The organism is Prevotella sp. oral taxon 317 str. F0108 (assembly GCF_000162415.1).
GTDB lineage: Bacteria > Bacteroidota > Bacteroidia > Bacteroidales > Bacteroidaceae > Prevotella > Prevotella conceptionensis.
Map to the genome: position 1 here is coordinate 28,540 of NZ_GG740075.1, position 21,884 is coordinate 50,423.

The window sequence follows — 21,884 nt, forward strand, 5'->3', positions numbered from 1 at the left end:
GCAAATGGGTTAACATAAAAAGCGGGATGGTTCTCATAACCATCCCGCTTTCTCGATGTATGCTCATGCGTGCAAATCAGTGATTGCACGTAGGGTTCCATGGCTTAAGCTGGGTGAAGAAATCGTTGCCCTTATCGTCTACGAGGATGAAGGCAGGGAAGTTTTCTACCCTAATTTTCCACACCGCTTCCATGCCAATCTCTGGGAATTCCACGCACTCGATGCTCTTAATAGAGTTTAACGACAGCACCGCAGCAGGGCCGCCGATACTTCCCAGATAGAAACCGCCATGCTTTTTGCAAGCGTCGGTAACAACTTGGGTGCGGTTTCCCTTGGCAATCATAATCATTGAGCCGCCGTGGTCTTGGAATTCGTCAACGTATGGGTCCATACGGTTGGCCGTAGTTGGGCCCATCGAGCCGCATGGAAGGCCTTCTGGCGTTTTCGCTGGGCCAGCATAAAGCACGGGATAGTCCTTAAAATATTGTGGTAGGTCGCCCGTTTCGTCTAGTCGTGCTTTCAGTTTGGCGTGCGCGATGTCGCGTGCCACGATGATGGTACCATTCAGACTGAGGCGCGTAGATACGGGATACTTGCTCAACTCTTTGAGAATCTCGGCCATTGGCTTGTCTAGGTCTACCTTCACAGCGTTTCCTTCGCCTGCATGACGCATTTCTTCGGGAATCAGTTCACCGGGATTGTCGTCCAATTTCTCAATCCAAATGCCGTCTTTATTTATCTTTGCCTTGATGTTTCGGTCGGCCGAGCAGCTTACGCCCATGCCAACAGGACACGATGCACCATGTCTTGGCAAGCGCACCACGCGTACATCGTGGGCAAAATACTTGCCGCCGAATTGTGCCCCAAGCCCAATTTTGTAGGCTTCTTCCAGCAATTGTTTCTCCAATTCCACATCGCGGAAGGCGCGCCCCGTCTCGTCGCCCGTGGTGGGTAGCGAGTCGTAGAAGTGCGTTGAGGCCAACTTCACGGTGAGCAGGTTCTTTTCGGCACTCGTTCCACCGATAACGAAGGCGATATGGTATGGCGGACAAGCTGCCGTTCCAAGGCTTTTCATCTTGTCGATGAGGAAAGGCACCAGCGTTCCTGGGTTTTGCAGCAAGGCCTTTGTTTGCTGATAAAAGTAAGTTTTGTTGGCCGACCCACCGCCTTTCACCACGCAAAGGAAACGATATTCTTCGCCTTCAGTGGCCTCGATGTCTATTTGTGCAGGTAGGTTGCAGCGTGTGTTCACCTCATCGTACATGTTGAGGGGTGCGTTTTGCGAGTAGCGCAGGTTCTCTTCCGTGTAAGTTTTGTACACGCCCTTAGAGAGAGCCTCCTCATCGCAGAAACCTGTCCACACGTGTTGTCCCTTTTCGCCGTGAATGATGGCCGTTCCTGTGTCTTGGCAGAAAGGCAATTTGCCCTTTGCCGCCACTTCTGCATTGCGAAGAAAGGTCAGCGCCACATACTTGTCGTTGTCGCTGGCTTCGGGGTCTGTAAGTATTTTTGCAACTTGTTCGTTGTGTTCGCGCCTTAAAAGGAAGTTAACATCGCGGAAAGCGGTGTTGGTGAGCATCGTCAGTGCCTTGGGAGACACTTTCAAAATCTCGTTTCCTTCAAATTCGCTAACCGATACGCCGTCCTTTGTGAGCAGGTAATACTCTGTTTCGTCTTTGCCTAACTGAAACATGGGAGCGTACTTAAATTCGGGTGTTTGTGCCATAATGTTTGTATTTATATTTAATAGGGAGCTAAGGAATTAAGAAGTTAAGGAGTTAAGGCATGTTCTAAAAATTCCCCGCAAAGGTTCAATTGTTGTTCCTTGTATTGCTCTTCACTGTCTTTTTGCTTTTATCTGAGCATCTTTTGCTTTCTCTTTCAGTCACATAGTTCACCATGCTCCTTCAAGAAGTAAGCAAAACCTGCTCAGCTAAAAAGTTAAAATACAGCAAAGGTAATTTTTAGAACCGGCCTTAAACCAATGGCTTTTGGGGTCTCCAAGTTCATGTGTTTGCAAGCTCATTAGCCTTTGGCCGCATAAGTATGTAAGTTCATTGCGCATGCGAGGAATGGATAAACAACCTCACAAACTTATGAACTTACAAACTCAGCATCTCCCAACCTCACTACTTAATATCCAAATATCTCTTGGGTTGTTACCTTTTTTATCTTGCCAATCTTCTCCAATCCCTTCATGTCGAGGTTTTTCTCGTCGCCTAGAATGAGATAACGCAGGGGCTTTTTGGCCATTGTCTGCTTTTCAAATTCAACCATCTCTTTGAGCGTAATCTTGGGCAGCGCATTGTAAATGCGTTCTTTGATGTCGAAATCCAGCCCCAACCTACGTGCTTGCAGATAAGCGTTGATGATGCCAAACTTGGTGGTACGTTCGGTGGCGATGCGTTTCATCGAAGCCTGTTTGGCCAGTTCGAAGGCCTTGTCGCTTTGTGGCATTTCATCGATGATGCTGTTAAAGGCGCGCACACAGTCCATCATCTTGTCGTTCTGACTGATGATGTTGGCTTGTAGCGACTCCGTTTCGCCCACTCTCGAAGGTGTGTTATAGCGTGCGGAGGCACTGTATGCCAATCCGCGAGTTTCCCTTAGCTCTTGGAAAACGATGCTGTTCATACCTGTTCCAAAGTATTCGTTAAACAGGTACACCACCGGACGCTGTTCTAAGTTCCAGCCTTTTCCGCTGTTGTTGTACAGCATCATGTAGATGTTTTTGGCCTCGTAGGGTGCAATCCACACCGCGTTTTCTTTGGTTTGCACCTTGGTGTAGGCCTTGTTTTGTGGTACGTTGGCCAGTGTCTTGCCGATGGCGTGATTTTCGTCAACTGCTTTTACCAATTCTTCGGGGGTAGATTGTCCGCAATAAAGCACCTCGTGCTTGTAGTTCCGCAGGCCTTTAAGCAGGTTGAGCAGGCTTTGCGGGTTTGTTTTGTCTAGCTCGGCGTTAGTCATCACGTTACGAACGGTGTTGTATGGGCCATACATGCCGTAAGCCGCGAGGGCCATGAAGTTGGACACTTGGTTGCTTCGGCTGTCTTTGCGTCCCTTCTTTACCAATTCTACGAGTTGCTTGTAGGCGGCGTTGTCTACCTTAGCATTGGCCAATAGGTGTTCAACCAGCCACAAAGCCTTGGGCATGTTCTCATTAAGGCCGGTGATGGTGATGTTCAAATTGTCGGCTCCTGCTGATATGCTGTAATCGCAAGCCAGTTGATAGAAACGTTGTTTCACCTGTTCGGGCGTCAATTTGTTGGTACCAAGATAGTCCAGATACTCGGTTGCGATGTCCAAACGCTTGTCGGCTTCCTTTCCAAAGTCGTAATGGAAGGCCAAAGTAAACAGTCCGTTGTCCTTGTTTGGCACGTAAAGCACGGGCAAACCTTTCTTCGTCTTCGTCTTTACTAGGTCTTTGTTAAAGTCTACAAAGCGCGGTTCTATGGGCGTAGTCTTGCTGGCGATGATTTCTTTCACGAAGTCGCTTTGCAAATCGCGGTTCGAAGGGATGGGCGTTATCTGCGGTTTGTCTATTTTCTTTTGTGTGGTGTCTTCGCCTTGTCGCTTGTAAACCACCGCGTAGTTGTTGTTCAGGTGCTTATTGGCAAAGGCCACAATCTGTGCCTTGGTCATCTTCGATATGCGGTCGAGCCTTCCAACCACGGTCTGCCAGTCTTTGCCGTTGATAAAGGCGTCTACAAATTGGTCGGCTCGGTCTTTGTTCTTTTCTAGCGCGTGATAGTACTCCAATTTCATATTGTTGATAACGGCGGGCAAGAGGTTGTCGGAGAAGTTACCTTTCTTTAAGTTCTCTACTTCTCCCAAAACAAGTTTTTTCACGTCGTCAAGGCTCTGTCCCTCTTTGGGCGATGCCCATAATCCCAGCAAACCATATTCGGCTAGCTGAAAAGATATGCTGCCGCCGCCAAGATATTTCATCTTTTGCGCCAGGTTAATGTCCATCAGTCCGGCCTTTTCGTTGCTTAGGATGTTGGCAATCACGTCCAAAGTGTCGCCTTGTAGCGACTTACCGCCGTCAAATCGCCATGCCATCATCAGCTCGTCGGCCTCCGGACCCACAACGGTGGTGTCTTTCGGGGCCGTAAGTGGCTTTTGTTTGGGGAACTGTGGGAAGGAGAGGCTCTCGCTTTTCTTCCACGAACCGAAATATTTGTCGATGGTGGCGATAACCTTATCAGGGTCCATGTCGCCCGCCATGCAGATGGCCACGTTGTTGGGAACGTAGTAACGGTTGAAGTAATTCTTGATATTTACAATCGAAGGATTTTTCAAATGCTCTTGTGTACCGATGGTAGTCTGCGTTCCGTAGGGGTGTGTAGGTGTTAACAACTTCGAAATGGCTTGCCAAACTTTGTTGCCATCGCGTGTAAGTCCGATGTTATATTCCTCGTAAACGGCCTCCAACTCGGTGTGGAAACCGCGTATAACCATGTTTTGGAAACGGTCAGCCTGTATCTTTGCCCAGTTGTCCACTTCGTTAGCAGGGATGTCTTCCGTGTAACACGTAACGTCGTTGCTGGTGTATGCGTTGGTTTTTTCGGCTCCGATAGACGACATCAGCTTGTCGTACTCGTTGGGGATGAAGTATTTGGCAGCCAATTGCGACACGCTGTCTATGCCGTGGTAGGCCTTTTTGCGCTGTTCGGGGTCGGTAAGTGTGCGGTATTTCTCGTACCTTTCTTCGATGTCTTTCAGCAAGGGTGCTTCTTTTTCGGCATCGGTTGTGCCGAATTGTTTTGTTCCCTTAAACATCAGGTGTTCCAGATAGTGTGCCAAGCCCGTAGTTTCGGCGGGGTCGTTTCTGCTTCCCGTCTTTACCGCTATGTAGGTGTGAATGCGTGGTGTCTCTTTATTTACCGAGAGATACACGCGCAGTCCGTTGTCCAAGGTGTAGATGCGCGTTCCCGTTGGGTCGCCCTTCACCGTTTGGTACTTGTAATCTTTTGCTTGCATGGCTGTTGCCGCTCCTGTGAGGAGCAAGACAACCAAAATCGATTTAATGCTCATACGATAAGATTTGTTTTGTTGATATTATTCGGTTTCCTTATTTAGCTGTTCCACAAATCCGCGATATACATCCTCTTCCACATCGCCCAACTTGTACTCCTTCAAGGCATCTTCCCTTATTGTGGCAATCCATTGCCGCTTGGCCTCGCGCCCTTGGTCGATGATGTCTTGCCAATCGGCGTGCCTAGGCTGTGCGATGCCGTAGTATTCGTTTATCAGACGATAGGCGAAGGCCCATTCGTATTGCTCGTAACGCTCGCCAATCTCGCCGAAACGTTCGGTTACTCGTTGTATGTCGGTTATTTCGCGGTTCTTTATTTCTTCAATTAGTCTAAGCTCTTCGCTTTCTGGCAGCAGCAGACCCGACAGGTCGCTCCACTGCTTCCAGCCGGTGGTCGATGCGGGTTCGGTTGGTCCATACTTCCGTACACAGCGCGCCAAGAACATCTTGATGGCCATGTCGTAGTTGCGCAAACCGATGTTTAGCGAGTTGTTGGTTATCACGTATCCCCTGAAATTGTATTCGGCCACGTTCTCGCCTTGGGCTTCGCGCAGTTTTTCTAGAATATGTTTGCCTTGCAACATCTCGTTAACGGTGAACGGACTAAGCCAAGTAAAGTTCACAATGCTTTTTTGTCCGCTGCGTGGACGTATGTCGCGCTTGGGCCATTTGCGCACATCGCGATACAAGCCCACGGTGTTTAGGTTGCGCCCCGGCACAAGATACATGATGTCGCCATAGGCAATGAGGTACGAAAAGGGGATGTTGCGCGTGTCGGGATGGTGCATTAGCTTGCCAAAACACACCGAGAAAGCCCCGATGTTGGCCGGCATTAGGATGTAAGCACCGCTTGCCGTCTTTGTTCCGCGCTCCAAAATGCCGTAGTGCATGGGCCCCATCTTGTAGGCATGATTACTGAAATTGGTGGCCGAACCTGCGTTATAGAATGAGAACATGGCCCCAATGAGCAGCGAACTTTTATGATGGCTGGCCGTGAACGGACCGCAAAAGGCGGCGCAGGCCTCGCCGTTGCTCATGTAGCTGTTGGCAAAAAACACGCTGGCCGATGCCGTAAAGCCATTGGTTAGCTGGCAAGCCTCGCCCACATAGCAGTCTTGCAGGTTGCAATCGTTGGTTATCGAAGAGCCGTCGGCCACGATAGAGTTCTCGCAAATAACGCCGCTGCCCACATATACGCCCGAACCTGCCGCGCTAAGCAGCGAGCAATCGAATAGCCTTGCCGCGCCATTCACCTCGCAATTGTCTTGTACGATGGTGTTCACCACCTCGCGCGTGTTCACTATCTTCACGCCAAAGCCAATCGTTCCGCGGTCGGGTAGGGCGCGTTCAAGCTCTTCGGCAATCATTTGCCTAAGCCTTTCGCGCAGTTCTCTGTCGGCATTGTGTTTCACCATGAATGCGGCCAGCTGGCTATTCAGCCCATCGAAGAGCGTAACATTGCCTTCGCCCACCTCGTTAAGCACCGATATGAGGTTGCCTTCGCCATACGTCGCGCCCTCCGTTGTCTCCATCGTGCTAACGTTAGAGATGTAGCATTCTTCGCCGATGGTATAGTTGTTGATGTAGTTACCGATGTTCTCCACCAGGCTGTTGTCGCCAATGCACACGTTGCGGAGCGTGGCATTGCGCAAGCCCGAGTGTTTAAGGAACCCTCTACTAACCTCGATGTTCTTCTCGAACACGCCCAGTTTGATGTCGCCATAAAAGGTAACGTCGTGCACATAGGTGGGCTTGAAGTCTTCAGCCACCATAATTGCCTCCCAGTTCTCGGCCTGACAGCCGTGGTCTTCTAGCAGGGTTATTTCCTCATCGGTAAGTAATCGGTACATCATTCCATTTCGTATAAAAAGTCGTTATAGGGATATTTCTGCACGTGCAGTTCGCGAACTTTGGCGTATAGCCTGTCTCTTAGTTCGTCGACATTGGTTTTTTCGCGTGCCGAAATAAATATGCAGTTGTCGTTTAGCCGTGCCATCCACGTTCGTTTCAGGTCGTCGAGGGTCATATTTTCCTTTGTTGCGGGTGTAAGGTCGTCCTCATCTTTCTTCACGAAGGTGTAGTTGTCAATCTTGTTAAACACAATCATGCTGGGCTTGTCGGCGCAGTCCAGTTCGGTTAGTGTCTTTTCCACCACCGCAATCTGCTCCTCAAAGTCGGGATGCGATATGTCTACCACGTGCACAAGCAAGTCGGCCTCGCGCACTTCGTCTAGTGTCGACTTAAACGAGTCAACCAAATCGGTGGGCAACTTGCGTATAAAGCCCACGGTATCGGCCAAGAGGAAGGGCAGATTTTCAACCACCACCTTCCTTACTGTCGTGTCGAGCGTGGCGAAAAGCTTGTTTTCGGCAAACACTTCGCTTTTTGCAAGCAGGTTCATGATGGTGCTTTTGCCCACGTTGGTGTAGCCCACCAGTGCCACGCGCACCATTCGTCCGCGGTTTTTGCGTTGCGTTGTCTTTTGTTTGTCAATCTCTGCCAATCGTTCTTTCAGCAAAGCCATCCGCGAGAGGATAATTCGGCGGTCCATTTCGAGCTGCGTTTCACCTGGTCCACGTAGTCCCACCGAGCCTTTTCCGCCACCACTACCCGAACCGCCGCCTTGTCTTTCAAGGTGAGTCCACAGTCGTTGCAGCCTGGGCAGCATGTATCTGTATTGCGCCAGCTCCACTTGCGTTTTGGCATTTGCCGTTTGCGCACGCATGGCGAAGATGTCGAGGATGAGCGAAGTGCGGTCCAATATCTTCACGTTCAGTTCTTTTTCGATGTTGCGCATTTGTTTAGCCGACAACTCATCGTCGAAAATAACCATTCCCACTTCGCGTTCGGCCTCTTCTTCGGCCAGTATATATTGTTTTATCTCTTCGAGTTTGCCTTTGCCCACGTATGTAACCATACTAGGCGCATTAAGCCTTTGGGTGAAACGTTTCACCGTAACGGCGCCTGCCGTGTCGGCCAAAAACTCCAATTCGTCGAGATATTCTTTGGTCTTGGCCTCGTTTTGCTGTTGCGTTATCAGCCCCACCAGCACGGCGGTTTCGGCTTTAACCTCGGATATTACAAATTCTTTCATTTTAGGTGTCTTATTGCATCTAGTCTATATTAAGTGCAAATATAGTGCAAAAACCTAAAACTACAAAGCCTTGCATCGTGTTTTTCTTTCCAATGTGCGTGTGGGCGGCTTTACCATTTGATAGCTTTGCGTGTTCTTTCGGTTACAAGTTGGTAGCTACTAGGTTAACTCGCCTCCGCAGGAACTTGCCAATTGCCCATTTTGTAAACTTACTTGTCGCGGCTACTGACATAAAAAGTCTCCTCAACAATCCTACTTTCGTGGCATTGTTTGTTATTCTCAACCGTGAAGATGTCTTGACTTTTAATATTCTTATAAATGGAGAGGGGTTTATGCCCTTTGTGCTGTAAAACCACGATAAACACTCCGCCCATGTGCGGGGTAGGTACAAAGGTACGATAAAATCTGAAATCCTGCCCCCTTTTGCTTGTGGCAAGTCGTGGTTATGTTTCAAAAAAGCAACTTGGCAGAAAGCATTCAATGCACCATCTACAAGTTGAAAACTGGCCGTTAATGGCGGCTTTACTTCTGCGTTTCCATAGTGCTGTGTCCGTTGGCCGTGAGCAACATGCCTGGCAACTGCTCGCGCTGTCGATAGTAAGTGTATGTGGTTTCTGTGCCGTTGCTCACGTGTTGGTATGCGGCATAAGCACTTTTGTCCAGTTTTTAGTAAGACATTTAACCTCATAAGTGCCCTTTTTTATCCACCAAGTGCTCACCTTGTCGCAAAAAATCGATTCTCGCGAAGGTTCGTTTTGATACAAAAAGGGGTCAGCATGTGAATGTGGTAAAATGAATTTATATTCCAAAGGACCGCCATTTGCACCAACCTTTGGGCTATTTGCAGTAAAATACCCTGCATTTAGTACCAAAACGCAGTGCATTTTGGTGCTAAACGCAGTGCTATTTGGTGCTAAACGTGGTGCATTTTGGTGCTAAATGCAGGGTAAAAGGGTGCAAAACGCAGTGCTAAATGGTGCTTAATGCGGTATGAAAAGCATAAATATCCACTGAAAGTGTATAAACAAAACCTCTTCGAACCATGAAACACATGGCCAAAAAGGGTAAAATAACCGCTAAAAAGTGGGTTTTGGGGGCTAAAAGTGGGTAATTGGGGGTTGAAAAAATACGGGTTGGCAACCAATCTAGAAAGGCAAAATGGTGCAAAATATGGGTTTTCTTCTTAAAAACGGACAAGCTGAAAGATGTGAAAGGTCTGAAATGGTAGTTATTTACCTGCCTTTTAACCTGTTTTTTCGCTAGAACGGAGTGAAAATTAGAGGGCTGTTGTAAAATAAAATTTAATTATTTTGAGTTGACAAGTTGACTAGTTAACAAGTTGACAAGGCTAGTGGGCGCAGCCAGTTTTCTCCTTAGCCTATTGACAAGTTAACACGTTAACGAGTTGATAAGGTTATTGTGCGCAGCCATTTTTCACCCTAGTCAGTTGACAGGTTGACAAGTTAACGAGTTGACAAGGCTATTGTGCGCAGCCTGTTCTTACCTTAGCCAGTTGATAGGTTAACACGTTAACGAGTTGACAAGGCTAGTGGGCGCAGCCATTTTTCACCTTAGCCAGTTGACAAGTTAGCGAGTTGATGAGTTGGTGAGCTTGTAAGTTTGTTAGTTGATGGGCTTTTGAGTTCGTGAGTTGGTGGGTTTTGATTTTTTGAGTTAATGAAATTGTAGGTTGGTGAGTTGATGGGCTTTTGAATTTATGAGTTGATGAACTCGTAAATTGATGTGTTGATGTATTCGGGATTTGTTGGTGTTTTTGTGAGTTTATCAAGCTAGTGAGTTGATTTATCCTGCTCTTCGTAATATGAGCGTGGTGTTTATCTTGTGCTGGCATCACAAAGACAACAAACTCCTCTCAATACGACAAACTCATTTTAGGCGAGCAACCGCTCATAATAATTATCAAGACTTTCCAAATAAAGGTCTTTTTCCAAGCGTTTTAGCTCGTGTACAATTTCTTCATTCGAGTTAAAGTCTTTTGCGATCCACTTTTTATCATCTTCATCAACATCTTCTTTTTCCAAGTGGCGAAAAAGAATATCGCAAAGAAGCACCCTGTCGTCCGACCAATACTTGGGATGCCATTCTTCAATAAATCGCCAATAAGACAGGTCCGCCTCCATACGTCATCCTTTTAATAAGCATTTCGTCATTCCCCTTATCGCCCCACGTTCATCATTCCAGCAAAGCCAATTCGGTCGCGTTCGTCGGCCGAAACATCGATGTAGGCGTGTCCGTTATCGTACACTTCCAGGTGATAGGCATAGCGGTCTTCGCGGTTGTTTACCTTTATTTCGATATTCATTCGTCCGTCTTTGCCTTTGGTTGTGGTGTAGTCGGTCATCTTTTCGGCAAAGTCTAGTGCCTTTCCTCCGCCATACGGCACGCGGTAGGCATGCCCGAAATAGGGCAGGTACGAATAAATGGAGTCGCCCGATACCTTGATGTAATAGCCGTAAGACAAGGCTTTGGCCTGCATTCGCATGGGATATACGTGGCTTACCTCTATTGTATATTGTTGCTTTTCTAGGCCTTCGTTTACCTTTTGTGCCATTTCGGCCTGCCTTTTCGCCTTTTCGGGCGATAAGTTTCGCGTTCCTGCGCAGCCTGCCAGCAGTGCTATGGCCACGGCAACTCCTATCACTTGTTTCATATCAGCATCCTTTATAGGTTCTTATTGTGGTGTTCTCCGCCCACATTTTCTCATCGTGAGGTGCATGACCAACATGGTTAGGCCTGCCTCTCCGAGTGTGAGCGTGCCCTAAGTTACGCCAATTCTGCGACTTATGCAAGGTGTTGCGGCTAATTTAAACAATTTTTACCAGTAGTTTTCCTAGGCTCGGGCGGTATGGCGTGTAGAACCGTTGTGTTACTTAGCCTTTCTGGTTGCCCTCCTCCCAACAAGTATTTCAATCCCACTTGTTGCTTTCTATGCCCTATTCTTCTCCGCTTTAACTGCCTTTTCGCCCATGCAAGGCACGTGTTTTCTATTAGGAAAGAATGGCTTGTAACTTCTGTTTGCCGTACAATAGCAGCGTACAGTCCTGCAATAAGCCGCACTTCGCAGGGCTTTCAGGTGCTAACAGTGCATTTCTCTGCACAAGTTGTACGCCAAACATTTGTTAATTGGCCTGACGACACCCATGCAACAATCTCCATTTTGCCACTAAAAACAAACCTCGCGATAAGGAATTGTTTGTAGGCCGGTGGGGAAAAGCCTTGAAACGCGATAGGGAAAATTGGCATACGGCCCTCCTTATAAGTTACGATTGGCCGTTTTTTCCTTTCTCATTTGTCCGTTATTTGGATTTTAAATGATACCTTTGTAAACAACTAAGAACAGCCAGCATAAGCAACATAAACATTAAAAATATTCCGCACGCTACCTAATTAGAGGCCTGTTGCCGCACGCTGTCCTTGGGCTTCGCCACCATGCGTTGCCAAACTTAATGAAATTTGGGGCAAAAGGCCTACAAAAGGGCTGGTTGGGCTTGGCGTATGGTATAATGAAGCTGTGCAAACAGGCAGAAACAAGCTTGCCGACACTCCGCAATACCTAGCCGAACACTACCATAAGGCGGACGTGCGGAGTGGGCTAAGCGTGCCAAATAAAAACAAGAAACATTGTATGCCGCCATGTAAACCGTTCCGAAACGGGGCAAGAGGCTTTAAGTGGGGGCATAAGTAAACAACAAATGCGACTAACAAAATGATAAAAGTACTTAAACGACTGGGAAACTACATGGGCAGGCGCAAGGCTTTGCTGCCGCTTTCGGTGGCTTTGTCGGCCATAAACGGGCTATTGTCGCTTGTTCCCTTTGTCTTGGTGTGGCTGGTGGTGCGCACGCTGCTCACCACTGGTGGCAATCTGGCCGCCACGCCCGTGTGGAACTACGCCCTTGCCGCCTTTGCCGTGTCTGTATTCAACGTGTTGCTCTACTTCTTGGCGCTAGCACTGTCTCACCTAGCGGCTTTCCGCGTGGAAACCAACATGCGGCGGCAGGCCATGCACGCTTTGATGCGGGCGCCATTGGGCTTTTTCGACACCCATAACACGGGTGGCATGCGCAAGGTTATCGATGAAGACTCGAGCCAAACGCACACCTTCGTGGCCCACATACTGCCCGATGTGGCGGGCAGCATCGTCTCGCCGCTGGGTGTTGTCGCGCTGTTGCTCGCCGTAGACTGGCAGTTGGGCTTGGCTGCGCTTGTTCCCATCGTATGCGCCTTCGGCATAATGGGCTTTATGATGAACCCCAAGAACAACCAGTTTCAGCGACTATACCTGGATGCGCAAGAGCGGATGGGTGCAGAGGCGGTTGAGTACGTGCGGGGAATACCCGTTGTAAAAGTGTTCCAACAAACAGTTTTCTCGTTCAAACGTTTCTACAACAGCATCATCGCCTATCGAGACCTCGTTATTAAGTACACCCTGGTGTGGCGTACGCCTATGTCTTTCTACATCGTGGCCATCAACGCCTTCGCCTTTGTGCTCGTACCTGTGGGCATCGTGATGATAGGGCACGGGCGAAATGCTGCTGTCGTCATCGCCAACATGTTCTTATACGTGCTCATCGCCCCGATAATCGGGCTTAACGTGATGCGGATGATGCACCTTATGCAAAGCTTGTTCATGGCCAACGAGGCTATAGAAAGGCTGGAAAGGCTAACCGAGGCTACCCCATTGCCCATCAGCAGCGAACCGCGAAAAATCACTTCGTACGGCATTTGCCTAGACAAGGTGAGCTTTAAATACGGAGATGCGGAGAAAGAGGCACTGCACCGCGTTTGCCTAGACATGTCTCAGGGAAGCACAACGGCCATCGTGGGAGCTTCGGGCAGTGGCAAAACAACCCTCGCACGGCTGGTGCCACGTTTCTGGGACGTGTGCGAGGGCAGCGTAAGCATAGGCGGGGTGGACGTTAGGCAGGTACACAAGGCGGAGCTGATGCAATGCGTGTCGTTCGTTTTCCAAAACACACGCCTGTTTAAAACCTCACTGCTGGACAACCTGCGCTATGGCAATGAGGGGGCAACCATCGAGCAGATAAACCGTGCCGTGGACCTGTCTCAAAGTCGCGAAATAGTGAATAGGCTGCCAAAGGGACTGGATACGGTTATCGGCGCAGACGGAACTTACCTCTCGGGAGGCGAACAACAAAGGTTGGTGCTTGCACGAGCCATCTTGAAAGATGCGCCCATAGTGGTGCTAGACGAGGCAACCGCCTTTGCCGATCCCGAGAACGAACACTTGATAAGGCGGGCCCTGGCAAACCTTACAAAAGGGAAAACCGTGCTGATGATTGCCCATAGGCTTACCACCGTGCAAGATGCAGACCGGATTGTGGTGCTGAACAATGGAGAAATAGCCGAGCAAGGCACGCACGAAGAACTTATTGGGCGCCAAGGAAGATACTACCGCATGTGGAACGAATACCAACGGGCCATCGCATGGAGGTTATAACGACAACTTAAGGGGGCTAGAAATAATGATTAGATATTTTCAAAACCGTTTCGCCCTGTCTGAAAAAGGGGCGAAAGACCTGCGTAGAGGCATTTTCTTCTCTACGCTGTTAAACGTGGCACTGATGTTGCCACCCAGCTATTTGTTTTTCTTCTTGATGGAATATGTGGACGTGCGCCGTGCCGCGCCGCCCCAATCGCTGTGGCTTTACCTTCTGCTTGCCCTGGTTGCCCTGTGCATCATGTTCGTAGTTAGCAGGTGGCAGTATAACAGCACCTACGTAACCGTGTATGCGGAAAGTGCACAACGGCGCATAACCTTGGCCGAAAAGCTTCGCCGTTTGCCGCTGGCATTCTTCGGAGAACACAACCTGTCTGACCTGACCTCCACCATGATGGAGGATTGTGCGCAGCTTGAAGAGACCTTTTCGCATGCCGTGCCCCAGCTTTTCGCCGCCGGCACAAGCGTGGTTGTGGTGGGCATAGGCCTGTTTTCTTACGATTGGAGGCTGGCTCTGGCCGTGTACTGGCCCGTGCCACTGGCCTTGTTGGTGTTGCTTTTGTCTGTGCGTAGCATAGATAAGGCTTTCACTAAGCACTACAAAGTGAAACGCGCACTGACCGAACAGATACAAGAGGGACTGGAATGTGTGCAGGAGATTAAGGCATATAATGGCGAAGAGGCGTACGACAGGCAGCTGGACGAGAGGCTCAATGTCTACGAAAAGGCTCTGGTTAGCAGCGAATTGGTGACCAGTTCTTTGGTTAACGTCTCTGCTGTGCTGTTAAAGCTGGGCATGCCCTCAGTGTTGTTGCTGGGTGCGTGGCTCATGCAGCGCGGCGATGTGTCGCTGTTTGTCTATTTGGCCTTTGTGCTTGTTTCGGCAATGGTTTACAATCCCATACAAGATGTTTGCACGCACATGGTCGTGTTGTCTTACTTAGACGTGCGCATTAAGCGAATGAGGCAGATAGAAGCCATGCCCACACTCGATGGGAGCAAGGATGTGGAGGTGAATGGTTACGACATCGCATTTCGTGGAGTGAGCTTTTCTTACGAGATGGGCAAACAAGTGTTGCATGATGTGTCGTTCACTGCCCGCCAAGGTCAAGTAACGGCGTTGGTAGGTCCTTCTGGCGGCGGCAAAAGTACGGCTGCCAAGCTTGCCGCACGCTTTTGGGATGTGGACGAAGGGGTGGTTACACTTGGTGGAAAGAACATCGCCGAGATGGATGCAGAGGCGTTGTTGAAGAATTATGCAGTGGTTTTCCAAGACGTTTTGCTGTTCAATGCCTCTGTTGCCGACAACATACGAATTGGCAAACGCAATGCCACCGACGACGAAGTGCGGCAGGCGGCGCGGTTGGCGCAATGCGACGACTTCATCAGGAGCATGCCGCAGGGCTACGACACCATCATCGGAGAGAATGGCGAGACACTATCGGGAGGCGAACGCCAGCGCATATCCATTGCGAGAGCACTCTTGAAAGATGCGCCAGTGATACTGCTAGACGAGGCCACAGCCAGTGTAGATGCCGAGAATGAAACCAAAATACAGGCTGGAATATCAGAACTGGTGCGCAATAAAACGGTTGTAATAATCGCCCACCGTATGCGCACGGTGCTAAATGCCGACCATATCGTGGTTCTGGATGGGGGAACGGTGCGCGAACAGGGCTCACCCCAGGAGTTGTTGAAGGAGAACGGCGAGTTCGCACGTATCGTTCGGCTGCAATTGAGTGACTCTTAATCGTGTTGTAAGGTGTTTTTTGGTCGGCCACACAGCAAACGATGGTTGGTCACACAGCAAATGATGGCTGACGACAAAGCAAAGGATGGTTGACTATAAAGCAATAGCACCACGTCCCAATGCGGCCTAACGAGGCGGCATTGAGACGTGGTGCAGTGCTTTTGGTGCCGTATTCGGACTAACACAGCAGCGTTGCTTAGACAAGTCTAATGCGGCAGAGCAGTTTCAATATGTTGTGCTTTCAGAACGTCACCGTGCGACTTCCATCCGCTTGTTCTTCGATTTTTACCTTCACAACATCGGCAGGCAAAATCTCTTCGATTAGTTCGGGCCATTCAAGGAAACAGAGAGAGCCGCTGTAAAAGTAGTCTTCGTAACCCATATCGTACACCTCTTCGAGCTTTTTTATGCGGTAAAAGTCGAAGTGGAAGATGGGTTTGGGTGTCTGTTCGCTGTGATATTCGTTTACGATGGCAAAGGTGGGCGAGGTGATAACGTCGGTAACGCCCAACTCTTCACACACGGCTTTGATGAAAGTTGTTTTGCCCGAACCCATCTTTCCGTAGAAGGCGAACACCTTGCCCGTACCTATATTGTCGATAAATTGTTTGGCCACATTGTGTATTTGGGCCAACGATGTAATTGTAAGTGTCATTGTATGTTGTGGTTTATGGCCGCATCTGGGCGCGCGTTGACCCTTTGTTGCGACTTGTTAAGTGGTTGTGTTATGTGGGGTTATCCTATGTTTGTGGTGCGATGTTATCGTCTTCGCCGCATGGTGACTAGCGGAACGAGCATCTCTTCCATGCTGATGCCCCCATGTTGGAACGTATCCTTGTAGTAGGATACGTAGTAATTGTAGTTGTTGGGGTAGGCAAAGAAACTGTTGCCCGTGGCGAAAACGTAGCTGGTGCTGATGTTTGGCGAGGGCAGTTGGGCCTTATGTGGCTCTTTGATGGTGAACACCTCTTTTGAATTATAGCTCAAATTCTTGCCCAACTTGTAGCGTAGGTTGGTGTTGGTGTTGCGGTCGCCCACTATCTTTATGGGTTTTGAGGTGCGGATTGAGCCGTGATCGGTGGTGAGAACCACGGTGAAATCGCTCTGCGAAAGCAACTTGAAGAGATTGGCGAGAATGGAATGGCGGAACCAACTGAGCGTGATTGAACGGTAGGCCGACTCGTTATTGGCCAGTTCGCGCACCATGCGCGACTCTGTTCGGGCGTGCGAAAGCATGTCGATGAAGTTGAACACCATCACGTTCAGGTCGTTTTGAGACAACTGCGAGAAGTGTTCGAGCAGCTTTTCTGCCTCTGCCGACGTGTTTACTTTGGTGTAACTGAATGTGTCGTGGCGGCGATAACGGTCTATCTGTGTCTTTATCAGCAGGTCTTCATTGAGGTTTTTGCCCTCCTCTTCGTCCTCGTCTACCCACAGTTCTGGGAACATTTTCGCAATTTTGTTGGGCATAAGTCCGCTGAATATGGCGTTACGCGCATACTGGGTTGCGGTAGGCAAGATGCTGATGTACATGTCTTCGTCGATGTCGAAGAGGTCGCCAATCTCGCTTTCCAGCGTTTTCCATTGGTCGTAACGAAAGTTATCGAGTACGATGAGGAACACTTTCTCGCCTTTGTCGAGCAAGGGAAAGATGGAATGCTTAAACAAGTCGGGGCTCATTACGGGGCGCCCGTTGGCGGTAGATGCGCCTTCGGCCACCCAATCCATGTAATTGGCCTTTACATATTTGGCAAAGGCGTTGTTGGCCTCTTCCTTTTGAGTAACCAATATGTCGGCCATGCTGCTACCCGTATTGCTTAGTTCAAGTTCCCAATGCACCAAACGGCGATACACTTTGCGCCAGTCGTCGAGTGTTTTGCAGTCCATTATCTGCATCGAAATGTCTTGGAAGTTTTGCTGATAGCCCGTTTGCGTAACCTCAGAAACAATCTCTTTGCGGTGAATGTTCTTCTTTAAGGTGAGCAATATTTGGCTTGGGTTGACGGGTTTGATGAGGTAATCGGCTATTTTAGAGCCGATGGCCTGTTCCATGATGTTCTCTTCTTCGCTCTTGGTGCACATCACCACGGGCGTAGCAGGCTGTACTTCCTTGATGCGTTGCAGCGTTTCGAGCCCCGAAAGGCCGGGCATCATCTCGTCGAGCATGATAAGGTCGAAGTTGCGTTGCTTGCATTGGTCTAGTGCATCCATGCCATTGCTCACGGTTACAACCTCATAACCTTTCTTTTCTAGAAATATAATGTGGGCTTTGAGCAGTTCAATCTCGTCGTCGGCCCATAAAATCAGTCCGTTGTTCATTGTCAAAATCCTTCTAAATCGTAATATTCATCATCGGGGTCAATCTCTTTTCGCTTGGGCTTGGCAGGCGTTTTGGTGCTGTCTTGCTTAGCGGTAGGCGTCTTTTTGGGGTTGGTTTTCTTGCCCTTGTTGCCTAGTTCGTCTTTAAAGTCGATGCCCGTGTCTTCTTTCTTGTCGGTCTTTGTGGGTTGCTTTTGGGGCTTTTGCTCTGTTTTTACAGGCGTTTTGCCCTTTGGCTGCGTTTGGGTTTGTGGCGTTTTGCCCTTTTGTTGCGTGGGCTGTTGCGGCTTTTGCTCCCCCTTATTCGTGTTTGGCTTGGCTTTTGGGGTGCTAGGCGTGTCGTCTTCTATCACGATTGTGCCGTCGTCGGGCTGTCGTGTGGGTGGTAGTGGTGCCTCAATCACCGTTGCATCGTCGGCCTTTTGCTTTGTTTCGGGCTTTCCCTTTTGCTTTTGCGTAGGCTCGTCAGTTATGGGGTAAGTGTCTTCGTCGACATCTGTTGTTGCCTTTTCGTTGGGCAGAACAAAGTCGTTGTCCAGCGCGCGATCTATCTCTTCGATGGTGGGAAGTCGTACTGGTACTTCGGGTTGAACTATTTCGGCAGGCTCGTTAAGCAGGCGGAAGGTGCTTACTTTCAGCGGAGCGAAGTGCTTGGCGTAGTATTTGTCGTAGTCGTCGAAACTAAATTCCTTGCCAAGTAGCTGCATGTTGTCTTCGCTTATTACAAGTGTGCGCCCATTGTTCAGCCTTCCCACGATGCCCGTTTGGCGATGTAGCTCGCGTGCATACTGCAAAGCCTCGTCGAAATTGCGGAAACCGCTCACTATCATCAAGCGTAATCCGTTGTCGGTTTCAGTTCGTATCTCGAAGTTTCGCACCAAATAGTTGGTGAAATTGTATTTGGCCAAGGCGAAAAGCAGCTTGTTTTCGTCTACGAAGTCGGGGCGGTAGGCCATCACGAAGAGGAAATTGGCGTTGCGGTCGTTGCTAAACTGCTTGCCTTTCAGGCTGTCGGCGGCGTTGGTAGCAGCCGTTCGGCGTTGCCAAACGTTGTTCAGGTCGAACCCACCTGCCTGCACTTGCCTGCCAGCCTTAATGCCGTTCACAATCATGGCGGCCATTTTGCTTAGCTCGCTTTGGGGAAATTGCTCCACCAACGTTTGCAAACCATTGAGACAAGCGTCGATATTTCCGGCGTGTAGCATGGATAAGGCCTCTACAAATAGGAACTTGTCGCGGTTGGCACCGTGTTTAAACTTGGTGGCCGATACCTTTGCGTTGCGCTTCACTGCTGCGTAGTTTTCGGCTTTGAAGAAGTCGTAGGTTACGGCGTAGAGCGAGTCTTCTATATGTTCGCCGCGCTGTGCGTTGGCAAAATAATAGGGGTCTGTTATCAGTTCGGTAAGCTCGTGCTTGGGGTATTGCTGTTTCAGCATGTCGGCATAACGCTGTGCTGTAACCTTGTCGCCCTTTCGCATGTAGAGTAAGAAAAGGTGGTAATATGCCTGCGGCATCTTGTCGAACTGCGGATAGTTGTCGGTGAGCCTTCGTAAGGCTTTTTCCGAGAGTGCCAAATTGTCGAGTTTGTCTTTGAATATCACGCCCGAATGGAACAATCCGTCGGTAAGTAATACGTTGCTGGCCTGCCGCTGTTCGGCGGTAAAAGGAATTTGCGCCAAGTAAAACTCGCGTTTATGTGGGTCGTTTTCAGCTGTTTGCATGGCCTGTTGTATGGAGTCGCGGCGCGCTTCCTCGGCTAAAATCGAGTCGCGTTGTTCTGCCGACGGCTCATCTAAGGGCGTGTTCAGTGCTACGGCGGCCTTGTTTAGTCGTTGCCAGTTGTCCACATTGTCGCGTTTGCCCCACTGTCGCTCGAAGGCGGCCTTGCCTTGACTCACGGCGATGGGGTTGTAGAAGTACCATCCGCCACCTTGTTGCGTGCGTTGCATGGGCGTTTGGGTAGTGGGCATGTTCGATGCAGAACTGTTTCGGGCGATGGTACGGCGTGCCGTCTCTTCGTCTTGCGCGTATTGTTCTTCTTTTTCTTTCTTCTTTAAGGCAGCAATCACGCGGTCGATGGCGGCGTTGCGTTGTGGTTCGGGCATCGTGGCCAGTAGTTGCAGCGAGTCTTGTAGCTGTACGGCCTCAATGTGCGGCACTAGCTCGTCGAGCACTTTCGAACGCTGCGAAAGTTCTTCGTAGTCGGGGCGTTCTTTATCGAGAAGTCCCAGAGCCTCGTTGTAGCAGCGGCGTGCATCCGCAAAGCGTTGTTTCTGCCAATACACATTGCCCAACTTAAGCATCAGCACACCCTTCTCAATACCATTGCGTGTGGCTCGCTTTCCGCCGTTTTCGTAGGCGGCGATGGCGTTGGCGGTGTCGCGTTGTGCCAGGTATATGTTGCCGATGGCATAATACACTTGGTCCAAATAGTCGCGATTGTTGTCGTTGGTAGCCATTCGGCGCAGCTTGGCAATCATTTTTTTGGCCTGTCCTTGCGCCAAAACTTCGGTTTGGGCGATACGTGCATTGAAGTCTAGTTCGTAAGAAACGTGCATCGATGCCGCCTTTCTGAAAGCCTTATAAGCCGCATCGCGATTGCCCACAAACCTTTGTAGCTGCCCCATGATAAACCATTGGCGCGCCCGTTGCTTGCGCCGCATCTCGTGTTTGATAACCTTTTGCAGGTAGGGTATGGCCTTTTGCCACTCGCCTGCGTGCAGATGATAGAGCGTATGCGTGTAATCCCACTCCTTAACTGCACGCCAATCCATCGAGTCGCGGCTCATGTTGCGTATCACATCTTCGGCATCGTACATCCATCCCTGTTCTATATAGGTCTTGGCAAGCCATGCGCGCGCCTTTGCATATATGTGTGGTTGCGTGCGATAGAGGCGCGACATGTAGGCAAATGTAGATGCGGCTTGGTCGAAGTCGCCCTTATGAAACTGCGAACGCCCCATAAGCATCCACACGCGCCACATGAAAGGATTGTATTCGCGGCGGTTTAGCCATTCGATGTCGCGTTGGGTCTTGCGCCGTTTCTTGTCCCACGTGGGTCGTCGCTTGATGCTATGCAGCTGAATGGCCTTTTCGCTTTTCAGGATAGCGCGCTCGAAGTTGCCCTTGCCCAACTCTTTGCTGCCCTTATTGGCCACGGGATAGAGTGGCAGAAGTTCGGTATAGTTGTCTCGGTTGCCGTTTTCTTTTTCCAACATACCGTCTACATAAGCCATGTTTCCGTTGTAGTAAACGTTATAACGGGTGTTGAAAGCTTGCCACCACCTGCTGCGTGCCGTGTTCTTACTGGCCGAACAGGCAGCGAGTAGCAGCGCGAGGGCGAGCCACAAGGCAAGGCTATATGTGGATTTAAATGGTTTCAAGTTGGCGTTGACGTTTTTTGAAAGCAACGTTGCCCACCTTTAACACCAGATAAACAAGGATGCTGACGAAGATAATGGATGCGCCCGACGGAACGTTGAGGGCGTAAGAGAGGCCTAGACCCATAAGACAATCTACCCAACCGAGGGCAATGCTCCACGCAATCATGTGCTTGAAGTTGTGCGTTAGCACGTTGGCCGACATCTGGGGTATGGTAAGCAGGCTGATACTTAGCACTATGCCCACCATGCGGAGTGTGCTTACGATGGTTAGGGCGATGAGAGCCATCATCAGATACTCGATAAACGCCACGGGCAGGCGTTGCGAACGGGCGAAGTCTACATCGAAAGCCACACTTAATATTGTGCGATAGAGCAGCGCGAAAACTATGGACACCACCACAAGCAGTGCGGCTAGCAGCCAAAGGTCGGCCTGGCTGATGGTGAGAATGCTGCCGAAGAGGAAGGAAGGAAGGTCGGGCATGAACCCCGGAGATAAGAAACAGCAGATGATGCCTAGGCTCATGCCGAAGGTCCAAAACACGGCAATGGCCGAGTCTTCGCGCACATCGCCCCTGCGCGACATCCATTGCACGCCGAAAGCACTGAGAACGGAGAACACCATAGCCGAAAGTATGGGGTTGATGCCTAAGAATACGCCTAGCCCGATGCCGCCAAACGAGGCGTGCGTGATGCCGCCACTGATGAACACCAGCCGCCTTGTAACGATGTATGTGCCGATAAACCCACACAGCACACTAGCCAAGAGCGAGCCTAGGAGGGCGTTCTGAAAGAAGGAGTATTCTAATATGTTCATT

Annotated in this window: 12 protein-coding genes; 2 read left to right on the plus strand and 10 right to left on the minus strand. The window is 49.7% G+C overall.

Going from position 1 to position 21,884, the window contains the following annotated elements; all coding sequences use genetic code 11:
• Positions 1 to 76: 76 nt before the first annotated feature.
• From HMPREF0670_RS11535 to HMPREF0670_RS11565, 6 genes are all read right to left on the minus strand, one after another.
• Positions 77 to 1,726, minus strand: coding sequence for a fumarate hydratase (locus HMPREF0670_RS11535; RefSeq protein ID WP_009231331.1), 1,650 nt, complete (start codon positions 1,724 to 1,726; stop codon positions 77 to 79).
• A 407-nt stretch (positions 1,727 to 2,133) separates the two neighbouring features.
• Entirely contained in the window at positions 2,134 to 5,040 is a 2,907-nt protein-coding gene (locus HMPREF0670_RS11540) for a M16 family metallopeptidase (protein ID WP_009231332.1), read from the minus strand.
• A gap of 24 nt (positions 5,041 to 5,064) precedes the next feature.
• Entirely contained in the window at positions 5,065 to 6,894 is a 1,830-nt protein-coding gene (locus tag HMPREF0670_RS11545; protein WP_009231333.1) for a DUF4954 family protein, read from the minus strand.
• Positions 6,891 to 8,135, minus strand: a complete 1,245-nt coding sequence (hflX, locus tag HMPREF0670_RS11550) for a GTPase HflX (protein ID WP_009231334.1) — start codon at positions 8,133 to 8,135, stop codon at positions 6,891 to 6,893. Before hflX ends, HMPREF0670_RS11545 begins: the two co-directional genes overlap by 4 nt.
• 1,892 nt (positions 8,136 to 10,027) lie before the next feature.
• Positions 10,028 to 10,276 carry a hypothetical protein gene (locus HMPREF0670_RS11560; protein ID WP_009231337.1) on the minus strand — a complete coding sequence of 83 codons (249 nt, stop codon included), beginning with the start codon at positions 10,274 to 10,276 and terminating at the stop codon, positions 10,028 to 10,030.
• Positions 10,277 to 10,311: 35 nt separating this feature from the next.
• Positions 10,312 to 10,806, minus strand: a complete 495-nt coding sequence (locus HMPREF0670_RS11565) for a DUF4251 domain-containing protein (RefSeq protein ID WP_009231338.1) — start codon at positions 10,804 to 10,806, stop codon at positions 10,312 to 10,314.
• 1,056 nt (positions 10,807 to 11,862) lie between these two features.
• On the opposite strand from HMPREF0670_RS11565, the gene HMPREF0670_RS11570 reads away from it, so the two are divergent.
• On the plus strand, positions 11,863 to 13,617 hold the full coding sequence (locus HMPREF0670_RS11570; protein WP_009231339.1) for an ABC transporter ATP-binding protein: 1,755 nt from the start codon (positions 11,863 to 11,865) through the stop codon (positions 13,615 to 13,617).
• Positions 13,618 to 13,642: 25 nt separating this feature from the next.
• Positions 13,643 to 15,367 (plus strand): ABC transporter ATP-binding protein, encoded by a 1,725-nt coding sequence (locus HMPREF0670_RS11575; protein WP_009231340.1) that lies wholly within the window; start codon positions 13,643 to 13,645, stop codon positions 15,365 to 15,367.
• A 241-nt stretch (positions 15,368 to 15,608) separates the two neighbouring features.
• Here HMPREF0670_RS11575 and tsaE read toward each other — a convergent pair whose 3' ends face one another.
• The 4 genes from tsaE to HMPREF0670_RS11595 form a co-directional block, all read right to left on the minus strand.
• Positions 15,609 to 16,022 (minus strand): tRNA (adenosine(37)-N6)-threonylcarbamoyltransferase complex ATPase subunit type 1 TsaE, encoded by a 414-nt coding sequence (gene tsaE, locus HMPREF0670_RS11580; protein ID WP_009231341.1) that lies wholly within the window; start codon positions 16,020 to 16,022, stop codon positions 15,609 to 15,611.
• A gap of 104 nt (positions 16,023 to 16,126) precedes the next feature.
• The gene (locus HMPREF0670_RS11585) at positions 16,127 to 17,686 is read right to left on the minus strand and encodes a bifunctional response regulator/alkaline phosphatase family protein (protein WP_044078222.1); all 1,560 of its coding nucleotides are present in this window, start codon (positions 17,684 to 17,686) and stop codon (positions 16,127 to 16,129) included.
• 2 nt (positions 17,687 to 17,688) lie between these two features.
• Entirely contained in the window at positions 17,689 to 21,069 is a 3,381-nt protein-coding gene (locus HMPREF0670_RS11590; RefSeq protein ID WP_044078223.1) for a hypothetical protein, read from the minus strand.
• A complete protein-coding gene (locus tag HMPREF0670_RS11595; protein ID WP_009231344.1) occupies positions 21,056 to 21,883 on the minus strand; it encodes a metal ABC transporter permease in 828 nt (275 codons plus the stop codon). The genes HMPREF0670_RS11590 and HMPREF0670_RS11595 overlap by 14 nt, the downstream gene beginning before the upstream one ends.
• Position 21,884: the final 1 nt, after the last annotated feature.